32 protein-coding genes are annotated in these 26085 nt (G+C 60.2%); 17 read left to right on the forward strand and 15 right to left on the reverse strand.

What is annotated here, in order from left to right:
• Positions 1 to 15 precede the first annotated feature (15 nt).
• Positions 16 to 843 (forward strand): peptidase, encoded by an 828-nt coding sequence (locus ACHEXK_RS09190; protein WP_416545458.1) that lies wholly within the window; start codon positions 16 to 18, stop codon positions 841 to 843.
• A complete protein-coding gene (locus tag ACHEXK_RS09195; protein ID WP_416545460.1) occupies positions 843 to 1646 on the forward strand; it encodes an alpha/beta fold hydrolase in 804 nt (267 codons plus the stop codon). Before ACHEXK_RS09190 ends, ACHEXK_RS09195 begins: the two co-directional genes overlap by 1 nt.
• A 1-nt stretch (position 1647) precedes the next feature.
• On the opposite strand, the gene ACHEXK_RS09200 is transcribed toward ACHEXK_RS09195, so the two are convergent.
• The gene (locus tag ACHEXK_RS09200; protein ID WP_416545462.1) at positions 1648 to 2472 is read right to left on the reverse strand and encodes an undecaprenyl-diphosphate phosphatase; all 825 of its coding nucleotides are present in this window, start codon (positions 2470 to 2472) and stop codon (positions 1648 to 1650) included.
• Positions 2473 to 2592: 120 nt separating this feature from the next.
• Here ACHEXK_RS09200 and ACHEXK_RS09205 point away from each other — a divergent pair, with 120 nt between their 5' ends.
• Positions 2593 to 3000: a DUF2306 domain-containing protein gene (locus tag ACHEXK_RS09205; RefSeq protein ID WP_416545464.1), complete on the forward strand. Its 408-nt coding sequence runs from the start codon at positions 2593 to 2595 to the stop codon at positions 2998 to 3000.
• A 3-nt stretch (positions 3001 to 3003) separates the two neighbouring features.
• Positions 3004 to 3519, forward strand: a complete 516-nt coding sequence (locus tag ACHEXK_RS09210) for a retropepsin-like aspartic protease family protein (protein ID WP_416545466.1) — start codon at positions 3004 to 3006, stop codon at positions 3517 to 3519.
• Between the two features lie 35 nt (positions 3520 to 3554).
• Here ACHEXK_RS09210 and ACHEXK_RS09215 read toward each other — a convergent pair whose 3' ends face one another.
• Positions 3555 to 3935, reverse strand: a complete 381-nt coding sequence (locus ACHEXK_RS09215) for a hypothetical protein (protein WP_416545468.1) — start codon at positions 3933 to 3935, stop codon at positions 3555 to 3557.
• 163 nt (positions 3936 to 4098) lie between these two features.
• Here ACHEXK_RS09215 and ACHEXK_RS09220 point away from each other — a divergent pair, with 163 nt between their 5' ends.
• The 6 genes from ACHEXK_RS09220 (at position 4099) to ACHEXK_RS09245 (ending at position 8331) form a co-directional block, all read left to right on the forward strand.
• Complete coding sequence (locus tag ACHEXK_RS09220) at positions 4099 to 5922, forward strand: glutamine--tRNA ligase/YqeY domain fusion protein (protein ID WP_416545470.1); 1824 nt, start codon at positions 4099 to 4101, stop codon at positions 5920 to 5922.
• Positions 5923 to 6128: 206 nt separating this feature from the next.
• Positions 6129 to 6407 (forward strand): hypothetical protein, encoded by a 279-nt coding sequence (locus ACHEXK_RS09225; RefSeq protein ID WP_416545472.1) that lies wholly within the window; start codon positions 6129 to 6131, stop codon positions 6405 to 6407.
• Between the two features lie 269 nt (positions 6408 to 6676).
• Positions 6677 to 6901, forward strand: coding sequence for an addiction module protein (locus tag ACHEXK_RS09230; protein ID WP_100117630.1), 225 nt, complete (start codon positions 6677 to 6679; stop codon positions 6899 to 6901).
• Positions 6898 to 7191 carry a type II toxin-antitoxin system RelE/ParE family toxin gene (locus tag ACHEXK_RS09235; protein WP_416545474.1) on the forward strand — a complete coding sequence of 98 codons (294 nt, stop codon included), beginning with the start codon at positions 6898 to 6900 and terminating at the stop codon, positions 7189 to 7191. Before ACHEXK_RS09230 ends, ACHEXK_RS09235 begins: the two co-directional genes overlap by 4 nt.
• A gap of 5 nt (positions 7192 to 7196) precedes the next feature.
• Positions 7197 to 7826 carry a pyridoxamine 5'-phosphate oxidase family protein gene (locus ACHEXK_RS09240; RefSeq protein WP_416545476.1) on the forward strand — a complete coding sequence of 210 codons (630 nt, stop codon included), beginning with the start codon at positions 7197 to 7199 and terminating at the stop codon, positions 7824 to 7826.
• A gap of 25 nt (positions 7827 to 7851) precedes the next feature.
• Positions 7852 to 8331, forward strand: a complete 480-nt coding sequence (locus tag ACHEXK_RS09245) for an SRPBCC family protein (RefSeq protein ID WP_416545478.1) — start codon at positions 7852 to 7854, stop codon at positions 8329 to 8331.
• A 9-nt stretch (positions 8332 to 8340) separates the two neighbouring features.
• Here the strand turns inward: ACHEXK_RS09245 and ACHEXK_RS09250 are convergent, their stop codons facing one another.
• Complete coding sequence (locus tag ACHEXK_RS09250; protein WP_416545480.1) at positions 8341 to 9069, reverse strand: SOS response-associated peptidase; 729 nt, start codon at positions 9067 to 9069, stop codon at positions 8341 to 8343.
• Between the two features lie 62 nt (positions 9070 to 9131).
• On the opposite strand from ACHEXK_RS09250, the gene ACHEXK_RS09255 reads away from it, so the two are divergent.
• From ACHEXK_RS09255 to ACHEXK_RS09270, 4 genes are all read left to right on the forward strand, one after another.
• Entirely contained in the window at positions 9132 to 9668 is a 537-nt protein-coding gene (locus ACHEXK_RS09255; protein ID WP_416545482.1) for a pseudouridine synthase, read from the forward strand.
• An 82-nt stretch (positions 9669 to 9750) separates the two neighbouring features.
• A complete protein-coding gene (locus ACHEXK_RS09260) occupies positions 9751 to 10389 on the forward strand; it encodes an NAD(P)H-dependent oxidoreductase (protein WP_416545484.1) in 639 nt (212 codons plus the stop codon).
• A 125-nt stretch (positions 10390 to 10514) separates the two neighbouring features.
• On the forward strand, positions 10515 to 10655 hold the full coding sequence (locus ACHEXK_RS09265; protein WP_019427071.1) for a hypothetical protein: 141 nt from the start codon (positions 10515 to 10517) through the stop codon (positions 10653 to 10655).
• Positions 10656 to 10694: 39 nt separating this feature from the next.
• Positions 10695 to 11366, forward strand: coding sequence for an RluA family pseudouridine synthase (locus ACHEXK_RS09270; protein WP_416545487.1), 672 nt, complete (start codon positions 10695 to 10697; stop codon positions 11364 to 11366).
• Between the two features lie 8 nt (positions 11367 to 11374).
• Here ACHEXK_RS09270 and ACHEXK_RS09275 read toward each other — a convergent pair whose 3' ends face one another.
• On the reverse strand, positions 11375 to 12283 hold the full coding sequence (locus tag ACHEXK_RS09275; RefSeq protein WP_416545489.1) for a DMT family transporter: 909 nt from the start codon (positions 12281 to 12283) through the stop codon (positions 11375 to 11377).
• Between the two features lie 103 nt (positions 12284 to 12386).
• On the opposite strand from ACHEXK_RS09275, the gene ACHEXK_RS09280 reads away from it, so the two are divergent.
• Positions 12387 to 12677, forward strand: coding sequence for a 2Fe-2S iron-sulfur cluster-binding protein (locus ACHEXK_RS09280; RefSeq protein WP_416545491.1), 291 nt, complete (start codon positions 12387 to 12389; stop codon positions 12675 to 12677).
• A gap of 19 nt (positions 12678 to 12696) precedes the next feature.
• Here ACHEXK_RS09280 and ntrC read toward each other — a convergent pair whose 3' ends face one another.
• The 9 genes from ntrC to ACHEXK_RS09325 all read right to left on the reverse strand — a co-directional run bounded on the left by ntrC (position 12697) and on the right by ACHEXK_RS09325 (position 22229).
• On the reverse strand, positions 12697 to 14280 hold the full coding sequence (gene ntrC / locus ACHEXK_RS09285; protein ID WP_416545493.1) for a nitrogen regulation protein NR(I): 1584 nt from the start codon (positions 14278 to 14280) through the stop codon (positions 12697 to 12699).
• A gap of 36 nt (positions 14281 to 14316) precedes the next feature.
• Positions 14317 to 15381, reverse strand: a complete 1065-nt coding sequence (gene glnL / locus ACHEXK_RS09290; RefSeq protein WP_416545495.1) for a nitrogen regulation protein NR(II) — start codon at positions 15379 to 15381, stop codon at positions 14317 to 14319.
• Between the two features lie 47 nt (positions 15382 to 15428).
• Positions 15429 to 15950, reverse strand: a complete 522-nt coding sequence (locus ACHEXK_RS09295; RefSeq protein WP_416545497.1) for a hypothetical protein — start codon at positions 15948 to 15950, stop codon at positions 15429 to 15431.
• Between the two features lie 6 nt (positions 15951 to 15956).
• Positions 15957 to 17372, reverse strand: a complete 1416-nt coding sequence (gene glnA / locus ACHEXK_RS09300) for a type I glutamate--ammonia ligase (protein ID WP_100117643.1) — start codon at positions 17370 to 17372, stop codon at positions 15957 to 15959.
• A 218-nt stretch (positions 17373 to 17590) separates the two neighbouring features.
• Positions 17591 to 18424, reverse strand: coding sequence for a competence/damage-inducible protein A (locus tag ACHEXK_RS09305; protein WP_416545499.1), 834 nt, complete (start codon positions 18422 to 18424; stop codon positions 17591 to 17593).
• 51 nt (positions 18425 to 18475) lie between these two features.
• Positions 18476 to 19414: an EI24 domain-containing protein gene (locus ACHEXK_RS09310; RefSeq protein ID WP_416545501.1), complete on the reverse strand. Its 939-nt coding sequence runs from the start codon at positions 19412 to 19414 to the stop codon at positions 18476 to 18478.
• Between the two features lie 47 nt (positions 19415 to 19461).
• A complete protein-coding gene (locus tag ACHEXK_RS09315; protein WP_416545503.1) occupies positions 19462 to 20424 on the reverse strand; it encodes a sterol desaturase family protein in 963 nt (320 codons plus the stop codon).
• Positions 20425 to 20428: 4 nt separating this feature from the next.
• Positions 20429 to 21283, reverse strand: coding sequence for a polysaccharide deacetylase family protein (locus tag ACHEXK_RS09320; RefSeq protein WP_416545505.1), 855 nt, complete (start codon positions 21281 to 21283; stop codon positions 20429 to 20431).
• Entirely contained in the window at positions 21267 to 22229 is a 963-nt protein-coding gene (locus tag ACHEXK_RS09325; RefSeq protein ID WP_416548913.1) for a YncE family protein, read from the reverse strand. Before ACHEXK_RS09325 ends, ACHEXK_RS09320 begins: the two co-directional genes overlap by 17 nt.
• 74 nt (positions 22230 to 22303) lie before the next feature.
• Between ACHEXK_RS09325 and ACHEXK_RS09330 the strand changes: the two genes are divergently transcribed.
• Entirely contained in the window at positions 22304 to 23116 is an 813-nt protein-coding gene (locus ACHEXK_RS09330) for an alpha/beta fold hydrolase (protein ID WP_416545507.1), read from the forward strand.
• Here the strand turns inward: ACHEXK_RS09330 and ACHEXK_RS09335 are convergent.
• The gene (locus tag ACHEXK_RS09335; RefSeq protein WP_416548915.1) at positions 23113 to 23832 is read right to left on the reverse strand and encodes a pseudouridine synthase; all 720 of its coding nucleotides are present in this window, start codon (positions 23830 to 23832) and stop codon (positions 23113 to 23115) included. The two genes, ACHEXK_RS09330 and ACHEXK_RS09335, sit on opposite strands and share 4 nt — an antisense overlap.
• A gap of 113 nt (positions 23833 to 23945) precedes the next feature.
• Between ACHEXK_RS09335 and ACHEXK_RS09340 the strand changes: the two genes are divergently transcribed.
• Complete coding sequence (locus ACHEXK_RS09340; protein WP_416545509.1) at positions 23946 to 24221, forward strand: hypothetical protein; 276 nt, start codon at positions 23946 to 23948, stop codon at positions 24219 to 24221.
• 116 nt (positions 24222 to 24337) lie between these two features.
• On the opposite strand, the gene ettA is transcribed toward ACHEXK_RS09340, so the two are convergent.
• The gene (ettA, locus tag ACHEXK_RS09345; RefSeq protein WP_416545511.1) at positions 24338 to 25999 is read right to left on the reverse strand and encodes an energy-dependent translational throttle protein EttA; all 1662 of its coding nucleotides are present in this window, start codon (positions 25997 to 25999) and stop codon (positions 24338 to 24340) included.
• Between the last annotated feature and the right edge of the window lie 86 nt (positions 26000 to 26085).

The following is a 26085-nucleotide window of genomic DNA, read 5'->3' on the forward strand; positions in this document are numbered from 1 at the left end:
CCCGAACTTGAAATCATGACTTACTGCGTTGCCGTCAAAACCCGCGCCGGTCTGGTGTTCCTCTCCGACTCCCGCACCAATGCGGGCCTGGACCAGATCAGCACCTTCCGCAAAATGATCGTCTATGAAAAAGCGGGCGACCGTTTCATGACCCTTTTGTCGGCGGGCAACCTGAGCATTTCTCAGTCGGTGCGCGAAGTGCTGCAGATCGAAAAATTGGTCGAGCCCGGGCAAGACGAACCCCTGACCATCTGGAACGCCAAAAGCATGTTCGACGCCACCCGCGTGCTGGGCGCGGCCGTTCGCCGCGTGTACGAGCGCGACGCCGCAGCATTGCGTGCCTCGGGTGTGGAGTTCAACGTGTCCATGATTTTTGGCGGCCAAATCGGCAACGAAGGCATGCGCCTGTTTCAGGTGTATTCGCCTGGCAACTTCATCGAAGCGACCGATGAGACGCCCTACTTCCAGATCGGCGAATCCAAATACGGCAAGCCCGTTCTGGACCGGGTCATCACCCCCGACACCCCGCTGGACGAGGCGGCCAAGTGCGCCTTGGTGTCGATGGACTCCACCCTCAAATCCAACCTGTCGGTGGGCCTGCCGCTGGACATGGTGGTCTACCAAGCGGGCAGTCTGCAGACCGAGCGCATCATGTGCATCGACGAACACAACCCCTATTTCAAAATGCTGCGCTCGAGTTGGGGCGACAAACTGCGCCAGATGTTCGACAGCATCGAAGACCCGATGTGGCATGGCGGCGCGACCGACATCCCGCTCATGGTGCCCGCGCAGCGCAACGCCTTGCTCAAAAAAATCACGACGCCTGAAGAGAAATTGATCTGATGAGCGCCCGCATCATCTTCTCGCACGGCAACAGCTTTCCGGCCAGCACCTACAAGGTGATGCTGGACGACTTGCGCCTGCGCGGCTTCCCAGTGGGGGCGGTGGAGATGTTTGGGCACGACCCGCAATACCCGGCCACCAACAACTGGCCTCATCTGGTGCAACAACTCGCTGACTTTGCCAAGGCCGAGCAAGGCGGCGGCGAACCGGCCTTTTTGGTGGGCCACTCCTTGGGTGGCATTTTGAGTTTGATGTGCGCCGCACGCCACCCGGAGTTGGCACGTGGCGTCGTGTTGATCGACTCGCCGGTGATTGGTGGTTGGCGCGCCACCACCTTGGGTTTGGCCAAACGCACGCCCCTGATCGGCTCGCTCTCGCCGGGTCGCATCAGCCAAAAACGGCGCAACCACTGGCCCGATACCCAAGCGGCCCTCGAGAGTTTTCAGCAAAAAAAGTCTTTTGCCCGTTGGGACCCTCAGGTTTTGCGCGATTACATCGAACATGGCACCCACGACGCAGGTGGGCAACGGGTTCTGAGTTTTGACCGCGACGTGGAAACCGCCATCTACAACGGTCTGCCCCACAAACTTGACAGCTTGCTCAAGCGCCATCCGCTCAAATGCCCGGCGGCTTTCATCGGCGGCACTCACTCGGCTGAGATGCGCCAAGCCGGCATCGACCTGACCCACAGGGTGGTGAAAGGTCGCGTCATGATGCTCGACGGCTCCCATCTGTTCCCGATGGAAAAACCCTTGGCCACGGCCGCCGCGATTGAAGCATCGCTGCGCAATATGGGCGCTTGATTCAAGCCGCCCAGGTCACCAGGCCGCTGTAGCTGGTGCCCAGCACGACCAAACCGAACACGATCCGGTACCAAGCGAAAATCTCGAAGCTGTTGGTTGAGATGAACTTGAGCAACCAGCGCACGCAGACCCAAGCGCTCAAAAATGAGAACAGCAAACCCACCGCGAACATGGGTGCATCGGCCATGCTGAGCAAAGCGCGGTCTTTGTACAGGCTGTAAGCCCCGGCCCCGATCAGCGTAGGGATCGCCAGGTAAAAAGAAAAGTCGGTCGCCGCTTTGCGCGACATGCCCAACAACATGCCACCAATGATGGTGGCCCCGCTGCGGCTCGTGCCAGGAATCATCGCCAGACACTGCACCAAGCCCACCTTGAGCGCATCGCGCCCACGCATGTCTTCCACTTCGCGGATGCGCACCGCACTGGCCGGACGCCGCTCGGCCCACAAAATGATGAGGCCGCCCACAATGAAAGTGGTCGCCACCACCTCAGGCGTGAACAGGTTGGCCTTGATGGCTTTGCCAAACAACAGCCCCAACAGGACCGCTGGCACAAAAGCGATGAACACATTCAGGGCAAAGCGCTGGGCATCGGCGCTGCGCGGCAAGGCCCGCACCGTGCTGCTGATCTTTTGCCAATACACAATGATCACGGCCAAAATTGCGCCCGTCTGGATGGCGATGTCAAACACCTTGGCCTTGTCATCGTCAAAGCCGAGCAAAGCCCCGGCCAAAATCAAATGCCCGGTGGATGAGATCGGCAAGAACTCGGTCAAACCCTCGACCACGCCCATCACGGCGGCTTTCAGCAACAACATCAGATCCACAAACGCTCCTCGGAAAACTGGGGGGATTATCGTTGCTTGGAGCGCCCAACTCTGTAAAGTTCAAATACCGCCACCCCAAGCTGTGTCACAGTGCTGTTCAAAAAACATCAGGAGGAAACCATGGAAATGTCCCACACGATCGCCGTGCATATGACTTTGGCCCTGACCGCCACAGCCACAGGACCGTGGGCACTTTGGGCCCGCATGGGCCGCATCACACGACCACGTCTTCACCGGGCATTGGGCTACGCGTGGGTCACTTGCATGCTGGGCGCCGCCCTCTCGGGTTTGTTCATCCGGGACTTCCATCTGCCCAATGTCTGGGGTTACACCCCGATCCACCTGCTCATACCCTTGACCGTGTTCAGTCTGTACCGGGCGTTTCGCTGTCTGGCTGATGGCAACATGGCTGGTCATCGGCAAACCATGCAGTGGCTTTATGGCATGGCGTGTGTGGTCACAGGTGCATTCACCTTATTGCCAGGACGTTTGTTGGGCCAATGGCTTTGGTCTGGCACAGTGGGATAAAGCATGCCCAAACCCTCCATCCGCACAACCGCCCGCCTCGGCGCCTTGGCCATCGCCGCCGTGTGGCTGGCCGTGGCTGGGGTTTTGTACCTGGTGTTTGATCGCATCGAGCAAAAGCGCCAGGCCAGCCTCAAACCCTATGCGCTCAGCTCGGGCGATTTGGTCATTCCGCGCCAGCGCGACGGGCATTTTCATGTCGATGGCGAAGTCAACCGTCAGCCCGTGCGCTTTTTGGTGGACACCGGGGCCAGCCATGTGAGTGTGAGCGAGGCGCTGGCCACCCAAGCCGGGCTGCCTGCGGGCCAGAGCATCACCTTGCACACCGCCAACGGCCAACGCCCCGGCCAGCTGGTACGCAGCGTGCCCGTGCGGGCGGGGCATCTGGTGCTGAACGACGCCACCGTGACGGTGGGCCTGAGCGGGATGCCGCCCGAACAAGCGCTGCTGGGCCAAGCGTTTTTGAAACACTTCGATGTGGAAATACGCCGCGACGAGATGGTGTTGCGTCAGCGCCCTTGACCACCGGTCGCCTCAGCGCTGCCAAGAAGCTGTCATCAACGACGTCCGTCGTGCCGGTGGTCCCAGCCACCTCGCCCGAACTCACGATCACCGTGCCGCTCATGCTGGCGTTCATGCCCCCGTTGACGAGCACCTTGCCCATACCCCCAACCATAAACCGGCGCATACACGCGAGGCACATACACCACCCGAGGTGGCGGTGGCGGAGCGTAGATCACTCGGGGGGGCGGGGCGTAAATCACCGGGCTGTGCACCCCCACCTGGGTGTAAATGGGGACCTGGCCGATGCGCGAATGCACCGTCACCGACGGCTCGACCACCACCGGATGGGCGCAACCCACTTGGGCCAGCCCCAAGCCCAGCAGGCCCAGCAGCGCAAGGGCTCTTGAAAAAGAAGGTTTGAACGAATAAGGCATGACACGGGTCCTTGGATGGTGTTGGCTTTTCTTGAAAGCAGACTCCCCTGCACCTTTAGCGCGCCAGCTCAACGGTTGGTGCACCCGTATCCCTGGTCATTGGTGTCCATTCGTAACGGCCCCGGCACGCTCAGGCCCCCGCCAGCGCCTAAAATCAAACACTATGACCTCCCCCACCCCAGATAACAACGCCGACCCCAAAGTCAGCAACTTCCTGCGCCAAATCATCGAAAAAGACATCGAGCAAGGCACTTACGCCAGCCGCCGCTGGGCAGGTAGCCCCGGTGACGCCGCGCACCACGCAACGGGCCAGCCCGACCCGGCCAAGATCCGCACCCGCTTTCCACCCGAGCCCAACGGCTATTTGCATGTGGGCCACGCCAAAAGCATCTGCATCAACTTCGGGCTGGCCAAGGAATACGGCGGCGTGTGCCACCTGCGCTTTGACGACACCAACCCTGAAAAAGAAGACACCGAATACGTCAACAGCATCATCGACGCTGTGAAGTGGCTCGGCTTTGACTGGGCACAGCTCGGCGATGCTGCAGGCAGCGCAGCGCCCTACCAGGCCAGCGACTACTTCGACTTCATGTACCGCGCCGCCGAGGCGCTGATCGAAGCCGGACACGCCTATGTGGACGAACAAAGTGCGGAGGACATGCGCGCCAACCGGGGCGACTTTGGCAAGCCCGGTGTGGACAGCCCCTTCCGCATGCGCACCGTCGCAGAAAACCTGGCGCGATTCCGCGAGATGAAGGGCGGCCAACTGGCCGACGGTGCCGCCGTGCTGCGCGCCAAGATCGACATGGCTTCGCCCAACATCAATCTGCGCGACCCGGCCATCTACCGCATCCGCCGCGCCACCCACCACCACACGGGCGACACCTGGTGCATCTACCCGATGTACACCTTTGCCCACCCCATCGAAGACGCGCTGGAGCAAATCACCCACAGCATCTGCACGCTGGAGTTTGAAGACCAGCGCCCTTTTTACGACTGGCTGATGGAGCGCCTGTGCGAGTGCAAGCTGCTGGCCGCGCCCAGCCCCAAACAATACGAATTTGCCCGCCTGAACCTGACCTATGTGATCACCAGCAAACGCAAGCTGGCGCAACTGGTCAATGAAGGCAAAGTCAGCGGCTGGGACGACCCGCGCATGCCAACCATCGTGGGCCTGCGCCGCCGGGGCTACACCCCGACAAGCCTGCGCCTGTTTGCCGACCGCATTGGCGTGACCAAGAGCGACAGCTGGATCGACTACAGCACCCTTGAGGGGTGCCTGCGCGAAGATCTGGAAAACAAAGCCCACCGCGGCATGGCCGTGCTCGACCCCGTCAAGCTGGTGCTGACCAACTGGGCCGAGGCCTTTGGCAGCGACGGCTACACCGAAGCCTGCACCCAACCCGCCCTGCCCCACTCGGCCATCGCCGAAGGACAAACCCCACCCGCCGACCGCACGTTCCTGATCGGCAAAGAAGTGTGGATCGAGCGCGAAGACTTTGAAGAAGTGCCGCCCAAGGGCTACAAACGCTTGTTCCCCGGTAACGTGGTGCGCCTCAAAGGCGGCTACGTGATCGAATGCACCGGCTGCGCACGCGACGCGGTGGGCAACGTCACCGAAGTGCACGCCAAAGTGATTACCGGCACCAAGAGCGGCACGCCCGGCGCCGACAGCGTCAAAGCCAAAGCCGCCATCACCTGGGTGAGCGTGGCCGACGGCGTGCAAGCCGAAGTGCGCCTTTACGACCGCCTGTTTGCCGAAGCCCACCCCGATGCGGGCGGCAAAGACTTCTTGCAGTCGTTGAACCCCGATAGCCTGAAAGTGGTGACGGCGTATGTGGAGCCGTCATTGGCCGGGGCGCAGCCGGACCAGAAGTTCCAGTTTGAGCGCTTTGGCTATTTTGTGGCGGATCGTGCGGATCATGTGGCAGGCGCCAAGCCCGTGTTCAACCGCGTGACGGGGTTGAAGGACAGCTGGGGCAAGTGATGCCACAGCCGGTGCTGGGCCATATCACGGCTCAGCACCTGATAGGGTCAGGCCAGCGCGACGCCTGACCACCTCCAAAGAATAAAGTTTTAATGAATTCTTTCGATATAATTTTTTTAACATAAAATATTAAAAATATAAATCGACGGGTTACCATTCAGCGCACACGACATCGCTAATCGGCGATGCGCAACGGACCCGAACCATTGACTGCGCCTCACATTTCTTGGGCACTCAAGCCCATTCGCCAGAACTCATATCTGCGCGTCTACGACCGTCTGTTCAGCCATGTCCTGCTTGGCAGGGGCGGCAAAGAATTCCAGGAAAGCCCAAACCCCAACAACTTGATGATGATGACTGTCTTCATGGCGTCATCGCTCGCTAACGTTCAGCCCGACCAAAAGTTCCAGGTTGAACTTCCCGGCAACTTTGTAGCCGAACGAGCAGACCACAAATCGGGCAAGCCGGAGTTTAACTTGGCTTAAAGGTTGAAAAATAGTTGGGGGAAAGCAACGTAAAACTACGCGCTTTGGCGGCTACCCCCACCCTTTCATTCCAAATCTTTGCCATCCTGGGCCGCGAGTCCACGCCTGAGCACCTCGCTTTTTTGAGCGAGCCGGGCTCGGGGTTTTAAATCTCGTGCAGCGGCATTCGGATGCAACCATGCTGAGGAGCTTGGTTTTGCCAACGGCTTCAATTTCCATGAGCGCTGAACTTCGCTAAACTGACTTTCCACCGCCCTTTGGAGTCACATATGCCAACCGCCAAACAACTCTGCGATCAAGCATCACAACTGCCCCCCGAGGAGCGTATGGCTTTGGTCGATCAGATCCTTGACACCTTGGACGCACGGGACGACTCCTTGGATGCGCAATGGGCACAAGAGGCCGAATCACGTCTTTTGGCCTATCGCCGGGGTGAGGTGAAAGCCATCCCCTTGAATGAAGTCATTGCCAAATACCAAGTCAAAACGGCATGAACGTGCGCCTCTTGCCCGCAGCTCAATCCGAGCTGGACGAGGCGATCCATTGGTACGCGCAACAAGCGCCGGGCTTGGGCGATTCGTTTTTGGTGGAGTTTCTGCGCACCGTTCAACTCATTGAACGCCATCCCCATGGCTGGCATCCGCTTTCAAACAACACCCGCCGCTGCCGCCTCCGCAGATTTCCATACGGCGTGATTTACAGCCAAGATGAGCAAGGCATTCTGATCGTGGCCGTCGCTCATTTGCACCGTCGGCCTGCGTATTGGCAAAGCCGTGTGAATTGATCTCAATGAAGTTACCCATACACATCACCACCCTCGAAGCACTGCGCCAGCTCTACGGCCCCGCGAGTGAGCGTTCGCTGAAAAAAGAAATGCCGTCACTGGACTCGCATGCGGTCCGCTTCATCGCGCTATCTCCCTTTGTGGTGTTGGCCAGCAGCGATGCGCACGGGCACATGGACGCTTCGCCTCGTGGTGGTGAGCCCGGCTTCGTCAAGGTGCTGGACGCGCAGACGCTTTTGGTGCCCGACTCACCGGGCAACAACCGGCTGGACACACTGGAGAACATCGTCAGCACCGGGCGATTGGGTTTGCTCTTCATGGTGCCGGGCTTTGACGAGACTTTGCGCATCAACGGTCAAGCGGTTTTGAGCACCGACCCGGCCGACTTGGCGCTGAGCGTGGACGCTCGGCGCACACCCAAACTGGTGATCCGCCTGGCGGTGGACTCGGTTTACCTGCATTGCGCCAAAGCCTTCATGCGCTCGCAGCTGTGGGATGCATCACGGCACCCTGAGCGCAGCCAACTGCCCACCATGGGTGAGATGCTGCGCGACCAGATTCAGACCTTCAAGGGCGAGACGATTGAGATAGAGTCTCAAGCTGAAATGCTGCGACGCTACCAGCAGTCGCTTTGAGATCTGCCCCCCGATAAGGTCAACCATGACGTTTCCTACTGTCACCCCTGCCGATGACCGCGAGCTGGTGCTCACGCGCCTGATCGATGTGCCGCGCCACAAGCTGTTTCGTTGCTGGACGGAGCCTGCGCTGATCGTGCAATGGTTCACACCGCCGCCCTGGAAGACGGTGCGGGCGGAGTTGGATGTTCGCCCAGGAGGCTCCAGCTGCATCACCATGCAAGGGCCAGACGGCACCGAGGTGCCCAACCGGGGCCTGTATTTGGACGTGGCGCCCAACGAGCGCTTGGTGTTCACCGACGCCTACACCTCGGCTTGGCAGCCTTCGGCCAAGCCTTTTTTTACTTGTGTGCTGACCTTTGAAGACGAGGACGGAAAAACACGCTACACCGCCCGTGCCAAGCATTGGACGGCCGAAGACTGCGCGTCACACGACCAAATGGGTTTCCACGAAGGCTGGGGCGTTGCCACCGATCAACTGGCGGCTCTGGCGGCCACGCTCTGACAGATCGGCTTATTTTTTCTGCACCGGGTTGGCCAACAGCAAGTTGGCCGGATAAGCCCGCATGAACTCGCGGGCTTTGTCGAGCGGGGCGGTCAGCCAGGCGGACCATGCGCCTTCGTTCAGGATGGCGGGCATGCGTTTTTCGTTGCCGTTTTGGCCATAGCGGTTCATCAGCGCGTGGCTGTTGGCGTTGACGGTCAGCAAGGTGAAGCTGGTGATTTCCTCGCCGTCTTGGGTCCAGCGCTCCCACAAACCGGCCACACCCATGGGTTTGCCGTCCACGCGGGCAATGCGGGTTGGCACGGGTTTGCGGCTGCGCCAATCGTCTTCCAGAAAGGCCTGCATGGGGATGATGCAGCGCTGGCCTTTGAGCCAAGTCTCCCGCGTCGCGGTGGCCGTGCTCATGGTCTCGTAGCGGGTGACGGCCAACTTGGTCGAGCGCAGTCTGGCGTCTGAGGCCGACTTGACCCAGGTGGGCACCAGTCCGAACTGACCTTGGGCCAGCTCCAGCACCAGGGGGCTGGCGGGGGCCGCAGGTGCTGCCGCCTCGCCAACAGTTTCAACACCGGGTTCGGCAGATGGCTCGGCGCTGGCCTGCTCGGGCACAAAGGCTTTGCGAATGAACAAGCCAGTCTGGCGCGGCCAGACTTCTTTGCCGGGCAGTTTTTCGGGCGGGGCGACGCCAAAGGCCTCGGCATACAGGTCGGCGCTTTTCAGGCATTCGTATTGGGTACTCATGCGGTTGATGCTAACCGACCTGCTACGCTCACCCCCTTGCCTTGCCCCCTGATGACCTGCCCATGCTGATCCGCTTCAACAAACCTTATGGCGTGCTGAGCCAGTTCACCCCCGAGGGGCGCTGGACGGGGCTGATCGACCACATCGACCTGCCCGGCGTGTACGTGGCCGGGCGCCTGGACGCAGACAGCGAAGGTTTGCTGCTGCTGACCGACGACGGCCAATTGCAGGCCCGCATTGCCGACCCCCGCTTCAAGATGGAAAAGACCTATCTGGTGCAGGTCGAAGGCGTGGTGGACCACAAAGCCCTGACCGCTTTGTGCCGGGGCGTGACGCTGAACGACGGCCCCACCCTGCCCGCCCGGGCTCGCGCTGTGCCGCCACCTGCTGACCTGTGGCCACGCAACCCACCGATCCGCGAGCGCAAAAGCATTCCCACGACTTGGCTGGAACTGTGCATCCGAGAAGGCCGCAACCGCCAAGTACGGCGCATGACCGCCGCTGTGGGTTTGCCCACGCTGCGGCTGATCCGCACCGCCGTGGGGCCTTACAACCTGAACGATTTACCCACAGGCACTTGGCAAGAAGTCCTTGCCTGATCGGCTGCTGGGTCAGAGGCGACAGCCCGTCGGGCGGCAATAGGCAACAATCGCGCATCTTCCAACCCCAAGAGAGCTCCCCATGTCTGACTTGCTGAACAAACTCGAATGGCGCTACGCCTGCAAAAAAATGGACCCGACCAAGTCCGTGCCCCAAGACAAAGTGGACCGCATCGTCGAAGCCGCCCGTCTGGCCCCCACATCGAGCGGCCTGCAGCCGTTTGAAATCATTGTGGTGACCAACCCCGCTGTGCGCGAGCAGATCAAGCCCAAAGCCTGGGGACAAGGCCAAATCACCGACGGTTCGCACCTCTTGGTGTTTGCCGCTTGGGACAACTACACGGCCGAGCGCATCAACATGATGTTTGACCTGACCAACGCCGAGCGCGGCGGCACCAACGAAGGCTGGGAAAACTACCGCCAGATGTTGCTCAAGAACTACCCTGCGCGTACGCCCGAAGTGAACTTCGAGCACGCCGCTCGCCAGGCCTACATTGGCCTGGGCGCTGCTTTGATTGCTGCCGCTTTTGAAGAAGTGGACGCCACGCCCATGGAAGGCTTTGACCCCAAAGCCATCGACGAAATCTTGGGCCTGAGCGCACGCGGTCTGCGCAGCGTGGTGATCGTGCCGCTGGGCTACCGCGCCGCCGAAGGCGACTGGTTGGCCAACCTGAAAAAAGTGCGCCGCCCCACTGCCCAGTTCGTGACCGAAGTCAAATAAGGCCCCAGCCCACCTGCCGGGCTTGGCGCGTGAGGTGCCACACCCCCATAAAGCCGCAGATTCTGCGGCTTTGTGCTTTAACATCAAGGCCTTCCCGCACCGGGATGTCTACCCAAGGAACCCACATGGCCAAAGGCGAACAACGCAGCAACAAAATGGCCAAGAAGCCAAAGAAAGACACGTCGCCCCCCAAGACGTTCACCTCAGACCGCCCCATGGCCCCGTCCACCTTTGTGGCGCCTCGCGGCAAAGTCAAAGACAAGTGATTTTTTGGCCAAGCAATCTGATGGCTTGGCCCGCCCTGAATGACCCCGATCCACGAAGACGAGCACCTGCTGGTGCTGGATAAACCCAGCGGCTTGTTGTCGGTGCCCGGTCGCGGCCCGGACAAGCAAGACTGCCTGTCCAAGCGGGTACAAGACCGCTACCCTGAAGCCCTGATCGTGCACCGTCTGGACCAGGACACCTCGGGCCTGCTGCTCATGGCCCGGGGCATCGAAGCCCAGCGCCGCTTGAGCAAGCTGTTTGAAACCCGCCAAGTTAAAAAGCGGTACTTGGCGGTGGTCGCTGGACAACCAGAACAAACCCAAGCGCTGGAGCTGCCCGACGAAGATGGCTGGCGTACGATTGACGGTCCGATCCTGCTCGACTGGGAGCGCCGGCCGCTGCACATCATTCACCCCGATGGCAAAGCCAGCCGCAGCCGTTGGCGTGCGCTGCAAACCAGCGACAGCGCCAGCCTGATCGAGCTCGAACCCGTGACAGGCCGAACACACCAATTGCGCGTGCACTTGCAAAGCATCGGTCACCCCATGCTGGGCGACTCGCTCTACGCGCCGCCAGACATCCAGTTGCTCAGCCCCCGCTTGCTGTTGCACGCGCAAGAGTTGGCCTTTGTCCACCCCTTCACCGAGCAAGCCCTGGCATTCAAGGCCCCGGTGCAGTGGTCTGCCGCTTCACCCTTCATCGCCCCATAACGCAGCGATCAGTTTGGTCGGGCCGCCTGAATGCGGCCCGACACCAAGCCGCACAGCACCACCAGACCCATGCCCATGAAGGCCAGCGCGTCCGGGATATGGTCAAACAGCCACCAACCCATGAGCGTGGAAAAACCCACTCCGGTGTAGAGAAAAGGCGAGACCTCCGACGCCGGGGCTTTGGAAAACGCCACAATCAAGAGGTATTGCCCCAGCGTGGCGGCCAGGCCGACCATGAGCAGCAATGCCCATTCGTGCGGGCTTTGCGGGGTGACCCACGCGTTGAACACCAACACCGTGCTCACGGCCCAACCCACCCAACCGGTGTAGAGCTGCATCACGGCCGGGTCTTCGGTGCGCGTCATGTGGCTGGTCACGGCCTGAAACACGGCATAAGTCACCACCACCGTGAGCGCCATCCAGCCGACCGAGCTGTCGACCTGCCCGCCCGGGCGGATGACCAGCATGGCCCCGATCAGCCCACCCACCACCATGAGCCAGCGCAGCGGCGAGACCTGCTCCTTCATGACAAAGCGCGCCAGCGCCGTGAGCACCAAAGGGGTGAGCATGACGGTGGCCGTGAACTCGGCCACCGGCATGCGCTGCAGGCAATAAAACGCCAACAAGCTGCACGACACCATGAGCAGGCCCCGCAGCAATTGCCAGCGCAGGCTGCGTGTGCGCCACATGGCCCGGCCACGCACTGGCGCCAGCACCAATGCGGTGCCCAGTGCCTGCACCGCGTAGCGAAACCAGAGCACCATCAGGGGGGTAACGCTGAGCATGACCCACTTGCTGGTGGCGTCGCTCAAGCTCAGGCTGACCATGGCCAACACGGCAAACAGGATGCCGGGCTGCAGCCAAGCATGGCTGGATGGACGGGGACGGGGACGGGGCTGGTGCGGTGGGTGATTCACGGGAGAGCATCTTGACACACGCTGCCGCCCCGAGATGTCACGCAAGGCAAACTTGTGCAACCGACACCCCCCCTTGGGGCCAAAGCCACTACACTGGCCAACCATGTCGAATGAAATCCCATTTTTCAATGCCCGTATCGCGCCCGATGGCGGCAACTTTGACGCTTGGAAAACGCAGAGCTTGCTCGACTCGCTGGAGCAAGGCGGTTTGCAGTGGCCCAGCTCCTGCCGTTCGGGCACTTGCCGCACCTGCATCGGGCAACTGGTCTGCGGCCAGGTGCATTACGACATGGCGTGGCCAGGCCTGACAGCCGAAGAAAAAGCCGAGGGCTGCGTGCTGCCCTGCGTGGCCAGACCCCTGAGCGACGTGGTGTTGCAAGACCCGTTCTGCTGAGCGCTGTCCCAACTCGAAGTCAGGCGTCTTCGATCCCGAGTTCTTGAATTTTTCGGGTGATGGTGTTGCGACCAATGCCCAGTTTTTGCGCCGCTTCAATGCGACGTCCTCGGGTGGTGGCCAGCGCAGATTGGATCAAACTGGTTTCAAAACGGCGAGTCAGCACATCCCACACATCGGTGCGTCCGGCGTTGAGCAAAGCCAATGCCTCCAGCTCCAGACCCGACTCCCAGCCCGAGACAGAATCAGCCGCGCCAGCAAGGGGCATACCTTGGACAAGCAAAGGCGTGCCCTCCTCTCCCAAATGGTTCAGCGCTCTGGCCCGGCCCACTTCCTGCCCAGTACCGAATTGCGCAGTGCCCACGGCATCGGCCAGCACGCCGCCCACCCCGGATGACAGACCCGGCAAAAGCACCGGCGAAGCCAATGAACCGACCGGTGCGGCCAGCACTTCGGGGGGCAAATCTTTGACCTCGATCACCTGAGCAGGCGCCATCACGGTCAACCAGTGGCAAATGTTTTCCAGCTGGCGCACATTGCCCGGAAACTGAAAATGGCTCAAACGATCCAGCGCAGCGTCATCAATGCGCTTGGGCTCTACACCCAACTGTTGTGCACTGCGCTGCAAGAAATAACGGGCCAACACGGGCACGTCTTCGCGCCGCTCACGCAAGGCGGGCAAACGCAAACGGATCACGTTCAGGCGGTGGTACAAGTCCTCGCGGAACACGCCCTCTTTGACGCGCTGCTCCAAATCTTGGTGGGTCGCAGCAATCACGCGAACGTTGGCCTTGACGGCGCTGTGCCCACCCACGCGGTAGAAGTGACCATCCGACAGCACGCGCAGCAAACGCGTTTGCAAATCGAAGGGCATGTCGCCGATTTCGTCCAGAAACAAGGTACCGCCATCGGCTTGCTCAAATCGGCCACGGCGCGAGGCTTGGGCGCCTGTGAAGGCACCGCGTTCATGCCCAAAGAGTTCGCTCTCGAGCAGATCTTTGGGGATGGCCGCGGTGTTGATCGCCACAAAGGGTTGGTTGGCGCGAGGCGAGTGTTTGTGCAGCGCGTGCGCCACCAGCTCTTTGCCCGAACCCGACTCGCCCGTGATCAGCACGGTGACGTGGCTTTGCGCCAAACGGCCAATGCCGCGAAACACGTCCTGCATGGCGGGCGCTTGGCCCAGCATTTCGGGCGCGTCTTCCATTTTTTCTTCGGCCACGTCTTCGCGCTGGCTCTCACCCACGGCACGACGAATCAGCTCCACCGCCTTGGGCAGATCAAAGGGCTTGGGCAAGTACTCGAAAGCCCCGCTGGAAAATGCGGACACCGCACTGTCCAAATCCGAGAAAGCGGTCATGATGATGACCGGCAAGCCCGGCATGCGCTGCTTGATGTTGGCCAGCAAATCCAGCCCCGAGCCGCCCGGCATGCGGATGTCGCTCACCAACACCTGCGGGCCATCGGCTTCGCTCTCGGTGTCCAGCGCCTTCAAGACTTCGCGCGGGTTGGTGAAGCTGCGGGTGGGCAGGCCTTCGCGCAAGAGTGCTTTTTCAAGCACAAAGCGAATGGATTGGTCATCGTCTACGATCCAGATCGGCTTCATCAACGTAACGCTTTCAGTGTTCACAGGCATGTGCTATCAGGGCAACGGAATCAAAATTTTGAAATCCGTACGGCCGGGCTCGCTGTCACATTCGATCATGCCGTGGTGCTGTTGCACAAAGGTTTGTGCCAATGTCAGTCCCAAGCCGGAGCCGCCTTCGCGCCCCGAGATCAACGGGAAGAAAATTCGGTCCTTGATCGAGTCTGGAACACCAGGCCCGTTGTCCATCACATGCAATTCCAGTGCCAGGCGGTAGCGCTGCTTGCCGAAAGTGACCTGCCTCAAGATTCGGCTGCGCAAAGTGATCTGTGCATCGCCATGCGCGATGCGCTCTTGCAAGGCCTGCGCAGCGTTGTGCGAGATGTTGAGCACCGCTTGAATGAGCTGCTCGCGGTCACCTCGGAACTCCGGAATCGAGATGTCGTAGTCGCGCACCACTTTCAGGCCTTTCGGAAATTCGGCCAGGATCAGGGCCCGCACGCGTTCGCACACCTCGTGGATGTTCACATCACCCACCACATGCGGCCTGCGGTGGGGTGCCAGCAAACGGTCCACCAGGGTCTGCAGGCGATCGGCCTCGTGGATGATGACCTGGGTGTATTCGGTCAGCTCTTTGTCGTTCAGCTCCATCTCGAGCAGCTGCGCGGACCCGCGAATGCCGCCCAAGGGGTTCTTGATCTCGTGCGCCAGATTGCGGATCAGCTCTTTGTTGGCTTGGGCCTGCTCCAACAAGCGCTCTTCACGCTCTTGGCGCGTTTGCTGTTCGACAGGCAGCAGCTCGACGATCACCTCATCGGCTTGGTCTGACGGGGCCACGATCACATGCACAGGCAAGGTGTCTTCGTGGTGCAAGCGGCGCAGCTGGGCTTCGTAGCGCAGCGCAGCAAATTCATTTGACTGCGCCCCTATCAAAGCGGTGACCAAAGGCTGCGGGTCGAGAAAGTAGTCCGGCAAGTGCGCGTCGTAGAGCGTGCGCCGCGACAAGCCCAAAGCATCTTCGAGCGCTGCGTTGACAAAACGCACACGCCCTTGGCCTTGCAGCACCGCCACAGGCGTGGCCAACAAGTCAAAGGCCTGGAATCGGGAAATCGGCGGGGTCATGTTCGGGGCTCTGTGGGCGCGTGTTGTTTTGTGCGGGACAGCCCGGTTCAAGGTTTGGCAACCGGCATGGGCCCAGGCAAAGCAGCTTGTGGGCCGCGAGCCGCTTCACGTTGCAAGGTTTCCATCTCTCGTTCGGCCCGCTCCATCGCCAAATGCAGGGCAGCCACCCGGTCTTGATTTTGGGGGGCTGCACCGTATTCAGCCGTCCCTGTTTGGGACATCAGCATCTCGAGCTCTTGGGCCCAAGCTTGGTGCTGTTTTTCCAAGCGGGCCAACGCTTGCGCCAAAACAGTGCGGTGACTCGGCTGCGGCGCCGCAGCTTTTGGCATGGCATTGGGCTCTGTGGCTTGAGGACGAAGGCCCGAGATCCGGGTGACCGATTGCTGGGGCAGGCGTTCGCAGAGGCTCAGGTCTTTGGGGGCATTGGTGTATTCCTGGCCGCAGCGGTAAATGGCCTCTTGGGCTTGCAGGGGACCACCGCTCCACAGCCCCAGGATCCACACCCCAAAAAAAAGGACGGCCGAAGCCGTCCTTGGGGGAATTGCACGGGCGAGTGCAATGCCGTACATGTCCGCTTACAGCGAGTAGTACATGTCGTATTCGACAGGCGACACTTCGACGCGGCTGCGGTTGACTTCTTGCATCTTCAAGTCGATGTAAGCGTCGATCCACGAGTCGGTGAACACGCCGCCTTTGGTCAAGAAAGCGCGGTCTGCATTCAGTGCGTCCAAAGCTTGGTCCAAGCTGGAGCAAACGGTGGGGACCAATTTGTCTTCTTCTGGAGGCAAGTGGTACAGGTCTTTGGTCGCGGCTTCGCCGGGGTGGATCTTGTTTTCGATACCGTCCAAGCCGGCCATCAACAAGGCTGCAAAGCCGAGGTAAGGGTTGCACAATGGATCGGGGAAACGGGCTTCCACACGGCGGCCCTTGTCGCTGGCGACGTTGGGAATGCGGATCGAAGCGGAGCGGTTCTTGGCCGAGTAAGCCAACTTGACCGGCGCTTCGTAGTGAGGCACCAGACGCTTGTAGCTGTTGGTGCCAGGGTTGGTGATCGCATTCAGGGCACGGGCGTGCTTGATGATGCCGCCGATGTAGAACAAAGCGAATTCCGACAAACCAGCGTAGCCATTGCCTGCGAACAGGTTCTTGCCGTCTTTCCAGATGGACTGGTGAACGTGCATGCCGGAGCCGTTGTCGCCAGCGTAGGGCTTGGGCATGAAGGTGGCGGTTTTGCCGTAAGCGTTGGCCACGTTGTGGATCACATACTTTTGCAGCAGTGTCCAGTCGGCGCGCTCGACCAGTGTGGAGAACTTGGTGCCGATTTCGCACTGACCCGCGCCCGCCACTTCGTGGTGGTGCACTTCGACCGGGATGCCCACGGATTCGAGGATCAGCGACATTTCGCTGCGCATGTCGTGCGTGCTGTCGACCGGAGGCACTGGGAAGTAGCCACCCTTGACGCGGTTGCGGTGGCCTTTGTTGCCGCCGTCCATCTTGGTGCCGCTGTTCCATGGGGCTTCGGCTTCGTCGATGGCGTAGAAGGTGTTGTTCGGCTCAGTGCTCCAGCGCACTTCATCAAACAAGAAAAACTCTGGCTCGGGACCGAAGTAGGCGGTGTCGCCCAGGCCCGATTGCTTGAGGTAAGTCTCGGCGCGCTTGGCGATCGAACGTGGGTCACGCTCGTAGGCTTTGCCGTCTGTGGGTTCGATCACGTCGCAAATCAGAACCAGGGTGACTTCTTCGAAGAAGGGATCGATGATGGCGCTGTTGGCATCAGGGATCAACAACATGTCGGAAGCTTCAATGCCTTTCCAGCCCGCAATGGAAGAACCGTCAAACGCTTGACCGTCTTCGAACTTGCTTTCGTCAAACTGCGACACGGGCGCAGTGATGTGCTGCCACTTGCCACGGGTATCGGTGAAACGGAAGTCAACGAACTTGACTTCGTTCTCTTTCACCATCTTCATCACGTCTGCGACGGTCTTGGCCATCAAATTCTCCTGAATGGAACGGGGTTAAAAAGCTGTCGTGCAGGTCTTGCAGTTTTTGTGCCAACTTGGCAACCACCACGCCACCCAACGACCCGTGATTGTGCCCTGAGCCAGCAGCAAAGGGCCTGAACTGCGCATAAAAAAAGGACTTCCTCGCCCATCACCGGCCCTGTCAGCGATGCACTTGCTTGGTGCAATTTTGCATTATTTTGGTGCAATCAAACCTGACGCACCAATTCGGGGCCGTATTCCAGGGGGAAGGTGGTCAATCCGACACGCAAAGCGGCATAAGCCGCATCGGCCAGAAGCGGTTCGCCCTTGACCCCCAACTCAATGTGACGGCCCCACTGAGGGTGGTCCACACTGGGCAGGCTGAAGACCTTCACGCCGGGGTGCGCCGCTTCAATGGACTCCATCAGCGGGGTCAAGGTGGCCTCCATGGCGCCCAACACAATCACCGACTTTTCCACGTAAGCGTTTGGCCGGAAATAGGCGCTGTAGAGGGTGTCGAGCACCGACGCAATCATGGGCCAAGCCATGACCGGAAAGCCCGGCACAAAGTGCACCGCACCACCGCCCGGCCCCCGGCAACTGAAACCGGGAATCTTGTTGTAGGGATTGCGAATGATGTCGGCCCCCATCGGGAAGGTGCCCATGTTCAAGCGATGGCGGTTGTCGGGTCGGTCGGGCTCGTACGCCACGCCCTGCTCTTTGGCGGTGTCTTGCATGCGCTCTTGAATCAGGCGCTTGGCCTCAGGGTGCAAAGCGAGCGGCACGCCCAACGCTTGGCCCGCACATTGGCGCGTGTGGTCGTCGGGCGTGGCGCCGATGCCGCCGCAGCTGAACACCACATCGCTGGAGTCAAAAGCCCGCTTCAAGGTGGCCGTGATGCGCTCAGGCGAATCGCCCACGTACTCGGCCCAAGCCAAGGTCAAGCCGCGCTCGTTCATCAACTCGATGACTTTGGCCATGTGCTTGTCTTGGCGCTTGCCGGACATGATTTCGTCGCCAATGATGATCAGACCCCAAGTGGGGGTGGAGGAAGAAGTCATGGGTGAAATAATAAAAACATGGTGGATAAAGTGGGTCCTTGGCTTCGGACATCACGTGGTGGGGCGTGGCTCCACATCGGTGACGTTGTCCAATTGGGACTGCTCGTCTGGGCCCCATCGGGCTGAGGCCTGCGGCGCGACGGCGTTGCGTTCAGACCGCGCAGCATCCAACACGTCATCCACGGCGGCAGGGCATGGCTCTTGGCGCAAGGCCTGCAAGGCAGACAAGGCAAAGTGGGCAAACCACAGCGATGAAAAGGCAAACACCAAGGTGTAAATCCAGATGGCCACGGGCACCAAGATCACAAACGCCGCGGCAAACAAAGCGCCCGAGGCCCACACCAAACTCGGCGCGGCGCCCATGAGCCCGGTGATCACACCCATGCTCAAGAAACTCATGCGGTGGCGGGCCATCAGGATCTGACGCTCTTCAGGGCTGGCAAATTCGGCCAACACATCAAAGGCCATGACACGGTAAGTGAGCCAACCCCAAATGAAAGCAGGCAACAACAAGGCCAGTGGCGGCACCAACCACATGGGCAGGGTGAGCACCAAAGCCCCCAGCGCAAGCAGCAGCGAGAAAAATGTCCACCAGACACTCTTGAGCAAACTGCCGCCCTGCTTGCGCTGCAGGCCAGCAAAACGGCGCTCGGCCACCAATCGGGTGAGGGCCGGGGTCATCAAAAAAGACACGGCCAACAAAGACGCCACCACCACCAACGGTGTGAAAGCAAAGATGACGAGCAAGGGGGCCACGACGGTTTTGAGATTGGCCAAACCCACGCCCTCCAGCCATTGCCAAACCAAGGCCAGCCAAGAACTGGCATCGAGCCAGCCCCGCACAAATGTGATGGCCGTGTCCCAGTACAAATAACCCAGCAACCAGGACAAGGCCACGATCAACACCAAGGGCAAAACCGACAAGACGATCACCCTGGGGTACAGGCAGTACATGGCGGCGCGCCAAAAGGATTCGATCAGGAGTTTCATGGGTGAAAGCTTAACAGCCGGGCCGGGCCCAAGTCAGCGGTGGGCCTTCAAGCTCGCCCCGCCAAACGCCGCAGCCCTTGCCACTGCTGCGCCCAAAATCCACGCCCATAGTCGCGGCCTTGCTCCACCTGATCGCGCACGCCTGTGGGGTCGTAGCGCAGCTGAAAGTCAGCGGTGCCAAAAAGCATGTCCCACCACGGCAGCAAGACACCGAAGTTGCAGCCGCCCAAGACCTGGCGACCTTGCACCTCAAACTCGTGCCCGATGCCAACGCTGTGGTGCCTGCGGTGAAAACGCGGACTGACCCACAACCGCTCGCCGATGCGACCAAACCAGATGCGCACATTGGCGTGCTGGAAGTTCTCGCTCAATTGCCCGATGGCCACCAGGGCCACGAACTGGCCAGGCCCCACGCCAATGAGCAAGGCCACAGCCGACACCAGCGTGCTGGTCAGCATGTCGTCCAACAAGTGGTTGCGGTTGTCGCTCCACATGTTCATCTGGCGCTGCGAGTGGTGCAGTGCATGCAAGGCCCACCAAGCGCTCGACTGGTGCTGCGCCCGGTGAATGGCGTAGTTGACGAAGTCAAAAACCACCAAATACAGCACGAAACTGACCCAGGCCACATCGGTGACGCCGGGCCACAAACTGTCCAAATGGTAGGTGGGCCAGCCATGCCCACGCAAGACGCCCCAAGCATTTTCCAACGCCAAGTCGAGGGTCAAGAACATGCCCAGCTTGAACAAGCCCAAGCGGTGAATGAGGGTATAGACCACATCCACCCCAACCGCTTGACGGTCCTGCTGCGATTCGACGGGCCACTGGCGCTGCATGGTGCCGATCACAGAGAGCATGACGCCCATTTGCAGCAAACCCACCACCACCCAGCCCGCGCCCTCGTAAGCTTTTTCAAGCCAATGGCCTTGCCCCAATGCAAAAGCAATGGGCTGGAAAACACGTTCAAAAAGTGTTTGCTGAAGCCCATCAAAAAGCGAAGAAAGAAAATCCATGCGTTTATTTTGTCGAATCTGGCAAAACCGTTGGCGACACCAGGTTCAAGGGGCGTTGCCGAATCCAGTCGCGGTAGGCCGGGTGCTCGCGCAAAGTGGCAAAACACAAGCCTCGCGCCTTCAGGCCAACGACCAAAGGTTCCAGAACGGCTGGTGCCCAAGGGTCTTGCCGGGACCAGACGCCCAAATGCCCCATCAAGATATCGCCAGCACGAATGGTCTTGAGCGCCTTTTGCAGCAGTTGCGCGTTGGGGTAAGCGGCGCTGGGCAACTCGTCCCCCAAAAACCCCGCTTCGGCCCACCCCACATGGGCAAACCCGCACTGCCGCGCCGCCTCGATCAGCCTTGACGATGTTTTGCCGCCCGGAGCACGGAACAGCGGCAGCGGTCTTTGTCCCGTCAGCACCTGCAAGCGCTGAGCGGCCTGTTGCAAGTTATCGCAGTAATTTTTCGCCGTCCAAATCAGGTTTTGGCCCGCCTGGGGGCCAGAGCTGGGGCGAATGCGGAATTTTTGAACGCCACCCGGGTTCGCGCCTTCTGGCAGGTCGGCACGCCAGTAAGCGTGGTCCCAGGTGTGCGAGGCAAATGCATGGCCTTCACTGGCGCGTGCCCGCCACCAAGGCGCCCAGTGCTGGCCGAGCGTGCCATCGCCCTCTTGGGTTTTTTCGTGCGCAGCAAAGAAGGTGACTTTCACTTCATGGCGCTGCAGCACCTCGGCGATCAGGGGAGCCACACCCATGTGGCCCGTGTCAAACGTGAGGTAGACCGGCTGGTCGCAAGGGGCCGCGCAGGCGGCCAGGGCACCCCAGCACAGGGCACTGGCTGTCAAGCCATGGCCAAGCTCACTGGCGAGGCGCATGGTCCAAAGTCCACACCCCATGGGGCGATTTACCCACACGGACTTGGCGCACCACTTTGCGTGTGGGAATGTCAATCACCGTGAGTTTTCTGGCCCAGCGAGAAGCCACCAAAATCGTTTGGCCATCGGCGGTGATGTCCATGCAGTCCGGGCCCGAAGGCCCAGGGAAATCGGCCACCACCGTCATGGTCAAATAATCGATCTGGCTGATGGTGTTGCTCACCCGGTTGCTGACCATCACATGCCGCCTGTCGCCCAGCGCACGAAAGGCATGCGCGCCCTTGCCTGTGGGGATGGTTTTGACCAATTGGGGCTGTTTGCCTGAAATGTCGTACACCTCAACGCCATCCCCGCCTGTCAGACCCACCAGCAAAAACTGGTCATCGGGGGTACCAAACACATCCGCAGGGACTGCGCCCACCGGGGTACGTGATTTCAAGGTCTGCTTGCCCAGATCAATGGCCACCACCTCGTTGCTGTCTTGCATGCTGACCCATGCCACCTGGCTTTTGCTGTCGATCCACAAATGGCTGGGGGTTTTGCCCGTCGGGATGCGCTTGGCCAAGTCAGCGTTGCGGCCATCCCAGCGGTAAATGTCCACATGGTCCAGGCGGTTGGCGGCAATCACCAGCCATTTCATGTCGGGCGAAAAGCGCAGGTGGTAAGGGTCCAAAATGCCGGTGACAGTGCGCTGCACTTGGGCGGTGCGCGGGTCGATGAAGGTGAGCGAGTCGCTCATGGCGTTGGCCACAATGACCGACTTTTCATCAGGCGTCAGGTACAAATGGTGGGGCTCTTTGCCCGTAGGAATGCGTTTTTTCTCTGTCCAGGTCAGAGGATCGATCACACTGACACTGCCATCCAAAGAATTCAAGACAAAAACAGGGGCTTGTGCGCCCACGGACAAGATATGAAAACCAAAAACAAGTCCAATTAACAATCTGATCACAAAACTAAAATAATTCACAAAACCGCTTTCTAAATCGCTTCCAAGTGTAAACGCCACATTCACCCCCTTCCATGCCCTTGCCCTCCTCCACCGTGGTCGTGAAGAACCAGTCCTTAGAGCTTGTGCAACTGCCCAAGCCCATGACGGGTCAGAGCCCGCACACTTTGGTGTTTTTGCACGAAGGATTGGGCAGCGTGGCCCTGTGGCGCGACTGGCCCACCCAGTTGTGTCAGCAGCTCGGATGTGCGGGCTGGGTTTATTCACGACGGGGGTATGGCCAATCAGAACCGGTCGCCGATGTGCGCGGGCCGTCTTGCTCGGTTGGGCAGACGCGCCAGGGCCGCTTGTTGCCGGATTACATGCACCATGAAGCGCTGCAAGTTCTTCCCGCTTTGCTGGAAAATTTGGGCATTGAGAGGCCCGTGTTGGTGGGCCACTCGGACGGCGGCACCATCGCCCTGATTCATGCCTGCCACTTTGAAGTGGCCGCTTGTGTGGTGATGGCACCGCATGTGATGGTGGAAACGCTCTCCATTGAGGCCATCCGCGCAGCCAAGCACGCCTTCGAAAAAGGCGCCCTGCGCCAGCGCTTGGCCCCTTACCATGCCGATGTGGACACTGCGTTTTGGCAATGGAACGATGTCTGGCTGAGCGAGGCCTTTCGCACTTTTGACATCCGGTCTGAACTGCCGGGCATTTCAGCGCCCTTGCTGGCCATTCAAGGAGAACAAGACCCCTACGGCACGATGGCACAAATCGACGACATTGCGAAGGGGGTGCCACAGACCCAGCTGCTCAAGCTGCCCGATTGCGGTCATTCACCCCACCGCGACAAACCCCAGGCTGTGATCCAGGCGGTGCAGCACTTCATCCAGCAGCTTTAGGACTTGAGCAAGGCCAAGTCTTCGTCGTTCAGCCAGCGCCATTGGCCTGGCGCCAAATCATGCAAAACCAGACCACCGATTTGAGCGCGGTGCAGGCCTTCGACCCGGTTGCCCACAGCCGCCAGCATGCGCTTGACCTGATGGTATTTGCCTTCGGTCAAGGTCAGTTTCAGGTGCAACTCGCCCACGGCCTCGCAAGCTGCGGCTTTCACGGGCTTGGGGTCATCGTCCAGCACCACGCCGCTGAGCAACTTGTCCACCATCTCGGTCGTGATCGGGTGCTTGGTGGTCACTTCATAGACCTTGGGCACATGGTGTTTGGGCGAGCTCATTTTGTGGATGAACTGGCCGTCGTCCGTCAGCAACAGCAAACCCGTGGTGTCTTGGTCCAGTCGGCCCACAGCCTGCACCCCTTGCACCGCCGCTTTTTGCGGGCGCTGACGCAAAGGCGCAGGCAGCAAGGTGTAAATGCTGGGCCAGGTCGATGGCTTTTGCGAACACTCTGTGCCTGCAGGCTTGTGCAGCAGCACATAGGCTTTTTCCTTGAACGGCCAGTCGGTGCCTTGCACCGTGAAGTGCAGGTCTTGCAGTTCAAAAAATTCGCCCGAATCGGTCACGGTCTGGCCATTGACGTGCACATGGCCTTGCTGCACCAGCCCGGCACACACCCGGCGGGTGCCAAAACCCTGGCTGTACAAAATGTCTTCCAGGCGCATGGGTTTGAGAGATTTGGCTTTCATGGGGCATGATTGTCGCCGCGAAAATACCCCCTTCACCACAGACTTGGCCCGAAGGCACAGGCCAGAGATCCAAGCAGGAGACAAAACCCATGAGCGCAGCCCTCGACACCCTCACACGCATGACCGATGCGCTGGCCCTGTCTCGCCAAGGCGGCATGCCGCAAATGGCCATGATCCGCCTTTGGCGAGACAGCAGTGCCCACCTGCCCTTGCCAGACCAATACAGCGAAGTGTTGGGCAACTTGCTGGACCGCATCGAAGCCAGCGCCCTCTTCAGCGAGGAAAGCTGCTCTTTCAGCCAGAAAGACCTGCTGGACAGCTTGCAACTGTGGGCCGACAAAGCGCAGGCCAAGCTGACCGCTTGACAGGTCGGTAGCCCAGCATTCGGCCGCATGAGCGGCCTCCCACAACACCATCATGGTTTGCAACCACCCCAAACAACGGGCCCCGAAGGGCCCGTTGTTTTGTCTCAAGCGGCTGATTACTTCAAGGCTTTGAAGCGCACGCGCTTGGGCTTGGCACCCTCTTCACCCAAACGGCGCTTTTTGTCGGCTTCGTACTCTTGGTAGTTGCCGTCAAAGAACACCCACTGGCTGTCGCCTTCGGCAGCCAAAATGTGCGTCGCAATGCGGTCCAGGAACCAACGGTCGTGGCTGATGACCATGACCGAGCCGGCGAATTCCAGCAGCGCGTCTTCCAGCGCGCGCAGGGTTTCCACGTCCAAGTCGTTGGAGGGCTCGTCCAGCAGCAACACGTTGCCGCCTTCGATCAGGGTTTTGGCCAGGTGCAAACGGCCGCGCTCACCACCCGACAACATGCCGACTTTCTTTTGTTGGTCGCCACCGTTGAAGTTGAAGCGCCCGCAATACGCCCGGCTGGCCATCTGAAACTTGCCGACGTTGATGATGTCCAGGCCACCCGAGACGTCTTCCCACACGGTTTTGTTGTTGTCCAGATCGTCGCGGTTTTGGTCCACAAAGGCCATCTTCACGGTTTGACCGATGGTGACCTCGCCGGTGTCGGGCTGCTCTTTGCCGGCGATCAGCTTGAACAGGGTGGACTTACCAGCACCGTTGGGGCCGATGATGCCGACGATGGCCCCCGCAGGCACTTTGAAGCTCAGGTTGTCGATCAGCAAACGGTCGCCAAAAGACTTGCTGACGTTCTTGAACTCGAACACTTCGTTGCCCAAGCGCTCGGCCACAGGGATGAAAATCTCCTGCGTCTCGTTGCGCTTTTGGTATTCGTGGTCGCTCAACTCTTCGAATCGGGCCAGACGGGCCTTGCTCTTGGCCTGACGGCCCTTGGGGTTGGCACGCGCCCACTCCAATTCTTTCTTCATGGCCTTGGAGCGGGCATCTTCGGTGCGCTGCTCGGTGGCCAAACGGGCTTCTTTTTGCTCCAGCCAGCTGGAGTAGTTGCCTTTGTACGGAATACCGGAGCCCCGGTCGAGTTCCAAAATCCACTCGGCAGCGTTGTCCAAGAAGTAACGGTCGTGGGTGATGGCCACCACAGTGCCCGAAAAACGCTGCAAGAACAGCTCCAACCAGTCCACCGATTCGGCATCCAAGTGGTTGGTCGGTTCGTCGAGCAGCAGCATGTCGGGGCGCGACAACAGCAAGCGGCACAGCGCCACACGGCGTTTTTCACCGCCCGACAATTTGCCGATGATGGCGTCCCATGGGGGCAGTCGCAGCGCGTCCGCGGCGATTTCCAACTGGTGCTCCGAGGCGTCACCTGCGGTGGAGATGATGGCTTCAAGCTTGGCCTGCTCGGCGGCCAGGGCGTCAAAGTCGGCGTCTTCCTCGGCGTAAGCGGCGTAGACCTCTTCGAGGCGGGCCTGCGCGGCCTTGACTTCACCCATGCCGCTTTCGACGGCTTCACGCACGGTCTGCTCGGGGTCCATCACGGGCTCTTGGGGCAGATACCCGATTTTCAGACCCGCCATGGGGATGGCTTCGCCTTCGATCTCCTTGTCGATACCGGCCATGATCTTGAGCAACGTGGACTTGCCGGAACCGTTGGTGCCCAGCACACCAATCTTGGCACCGGGGAAGAAAGACAAAGAAATGTCTTTCAGAATGTGACGCTTAGGCGGCACAATTTTGCCAACCCGGTTCATCGAAAATACGTATTGAGCCATGTGTAAACCTGAATAAAAAAGGGCAAAGACCCATCACCCCAAGGGGGTCAGCTCTGCACCGCAACCCTGCTGATGGGCGCCATAGC

The organism is Limnohabitans sp. DCL3 (genome assembly GCF_048019295.1).
GTDB lineage: Bacteria > Pseudomonadota > Gammaproteobacteria > Burkholderiales > Burkholderiaceae_C > Limnohabitans_A.

Excerpts from the sequence above, each read along its gene's own strand:
- ACHEXK_RS09190 (WP_416545458.1), top strand. The coding sequence starts at position 16 with ATGACTTACTGCGTTGCCGTCAAAACCCGCGCCGGTCTGGTGTTCCTC.
- ACHEXK_RS09195 (WP_416545460.1), top strand. The coding sequence starts at position 843 with ATGAGCGCCCGCATCATCTTCTCGCACGGCAACAGCTTTCCGGCCAGC.
- ACHEXK_RS09205 (WP_416545464.1), top strand. The coding sequence starts at position 2,593 with ATGGAAATGTCCCACACGATCGCCGTGCATATGACTTTGGCCCTGACC.
- ACHEXK_RS09210 (WP_416545466.1), top strand. The coding sequence starts at position 3,004 with ATGCCCAAACCCTCCATCCGCACAACCGCCCGCCTCGGCGCCTTGGCC.
- ACHEXK_RS09215 (WP_416545468.1), bottom strand. The coding sequence starts at position 3,935 with ATGCCTTATTCGTTCAAACCTTCTTTTTCAAGAGCCCTTGCGCTGCTG.
- ACHEXK_RS09220 (WP_416545470.1), top strand. The coding sequence starts at position 4,099 with ATGACCTCCCCCACCCCAGATAACAACGCCGACCCCAAAGTCAGCAAC.
- ACHEXK_RS09230 (WP_100117630.1), top strand. The coding sequence starts at position 6,677 with ATGCCAACCGCCAAACAACTCTGCGATCAAGCATCACAACTGCCCCCC.
- ACHEXK_RS09235 (WP_416545474.1), top strand. The coding sequence starts at position 6,898 with ATGAACGTGCGCCTCTTGCCCGCAGCTCAATCCGAGCTGGACGAGGCG.
- ACHEXK_RS09240 (WP_416545476.1), top strand. The coding sequence starts at position 7,197 with ATGAAGTTACCCATACACATCACCACCCTCGAAGCACTGCGCCAGCTC.
- ACHEXK_RS09245 (WP_416545478.1), top strand. The coding sequence starts at position 7,852 with ATGACGTTTCCTACTGTCACCCCTGCCGATGACCGCGAGCTGGTGCTC.
- ACHEXK_RS09250 (WP_416545480.1), bottom strand. The coding sequence starts at position 9,069 with ATGAGTACCCAATACGAATGCCTGAAAAGCGCCGACCTGTATGCCGAG.
- ACHEXK_RS09255 (WP_416545482.1), top strand. The coding sequence starts at position 9,132 with ATGCTGATCCGCTTCAACAAACCTTATGGCGTGCTGAGCCAGTTCACC.
- ACHEXK_RS09260 (WP_416545484.1), top strand. The coding sequence starts at position 9,751 with ATGTCTGACTTGCTGAACAAACTCGAATGGCGCTACGCCTGCAAAAAA.
- ACHEXK_RS09265 (WP_019427071.1), top strand. The coding sequence starts at position 10,515 with ATGGCCAAAGGCGAACAACGCAGCAACAAAATGGCCAAGAAGCCAAAG.
- ACHEXK_RS09270 (WP_416545487.1), top strand. The coding sequence starts at position 10,695 with ATGACCCCGATCCACGAAGACGAGCACCTGCTGGTGCTGGATAAACCC.
- ACHEXK_RS09280 (WP_416545491.1), top strand. The coding sequence starts at position 12,387 with ATGTCGAATGAAATCCCATTTTTCAATGCCCGTATCGCGCCCGATGGC.
- ntrC (WP_416545493.1), bottom strand. The coding sequence starts at position 14,280 with ATGAAGCCGATCTGGATCGTAGACGATGACCAATCCATTCGCTTTGTG.
- glnL (WP_416545495.1), bottom strand. The coding sequence starts at position 15,381 with ATGACCCCGCCGATTTCCCGATTCCAGGCCTTTGACTTGTTGGCCACG.
- ACHEXK_RS09295 (WP_416545497.1), bottom strand. The coding sequence starts at position 15,950 with ATGTACGGCATTGCACTCGCCCGTGCAATTCCCCCAAGGACGGCTTCG.
- glnA (WP_100117643.1), bottom strand. The coding sequence starts at position 17,372 with ATGGCCAAGACCGTCGCAGACGTGATGAAGATGGTGAAAGAGAACGAA.
- ACHEXK_RS09305 (WP_416545499.1), bottom strand. The coding sequence starts at position 18,424 with ATGACTTCTTCCTCCACCCCCACTTGGGGTCTGATCATCATTGGCGAC.
- ACHEXK_RS09310 (WP_416545501.1), bottom strand. The coding sequence starts at position 19,414 with ATGAAACTCCTGATCGAATCCTTTTGGCGCGCCGCCATGTACTGCCTG.
- ACHEXK_RS09315 (WP_416545503.1), bottom strand. The coding sequence starts at position 20,424 with ATGGATTTTCTTTCTTCGCTTTTTGATGGGCTTCAGCAAACACTTTTT.
- ACHEXK_RS09320 (WP_416545505.1), bottom strand. The coding sequence starts at position 21,283 with ATGCGCCTCGCCAGTGAGCTTGGCCATGGCTTGACAGCCAGTGCCCTG.
- ACHEXK_RS09330 (WP_416545507.1), top strand. The coding sequence starts at position 22,304 with ATGCCCTTGCCCTCCTCCACCGTGGTCGTGAAGAACCAGTCCTTAGAG.
- ACHEXK_RS09335 (WP_416548915.1), bottom strand. The coding sequence starts at position 23,832 with ATGCGCCTGGAAGACATTTTGTACAGCCAGGGTTTTGGCACCCGCCGG.
- ACHEXK_RS09340 (WP_416545509.1), top strand. The coding sequence starts at position 23,946 with ATGAGCGCAGCCCTCGACACCCTCACACGCATGACCGATGCGCTGGCC.
- ettA (WP_416545511.1), bottom strand. The coding sequence starts at position 25,999 with ATGGCTCAATACGTATTTTCGATGAACCGGGTTGGCAAAATTGTGCCG.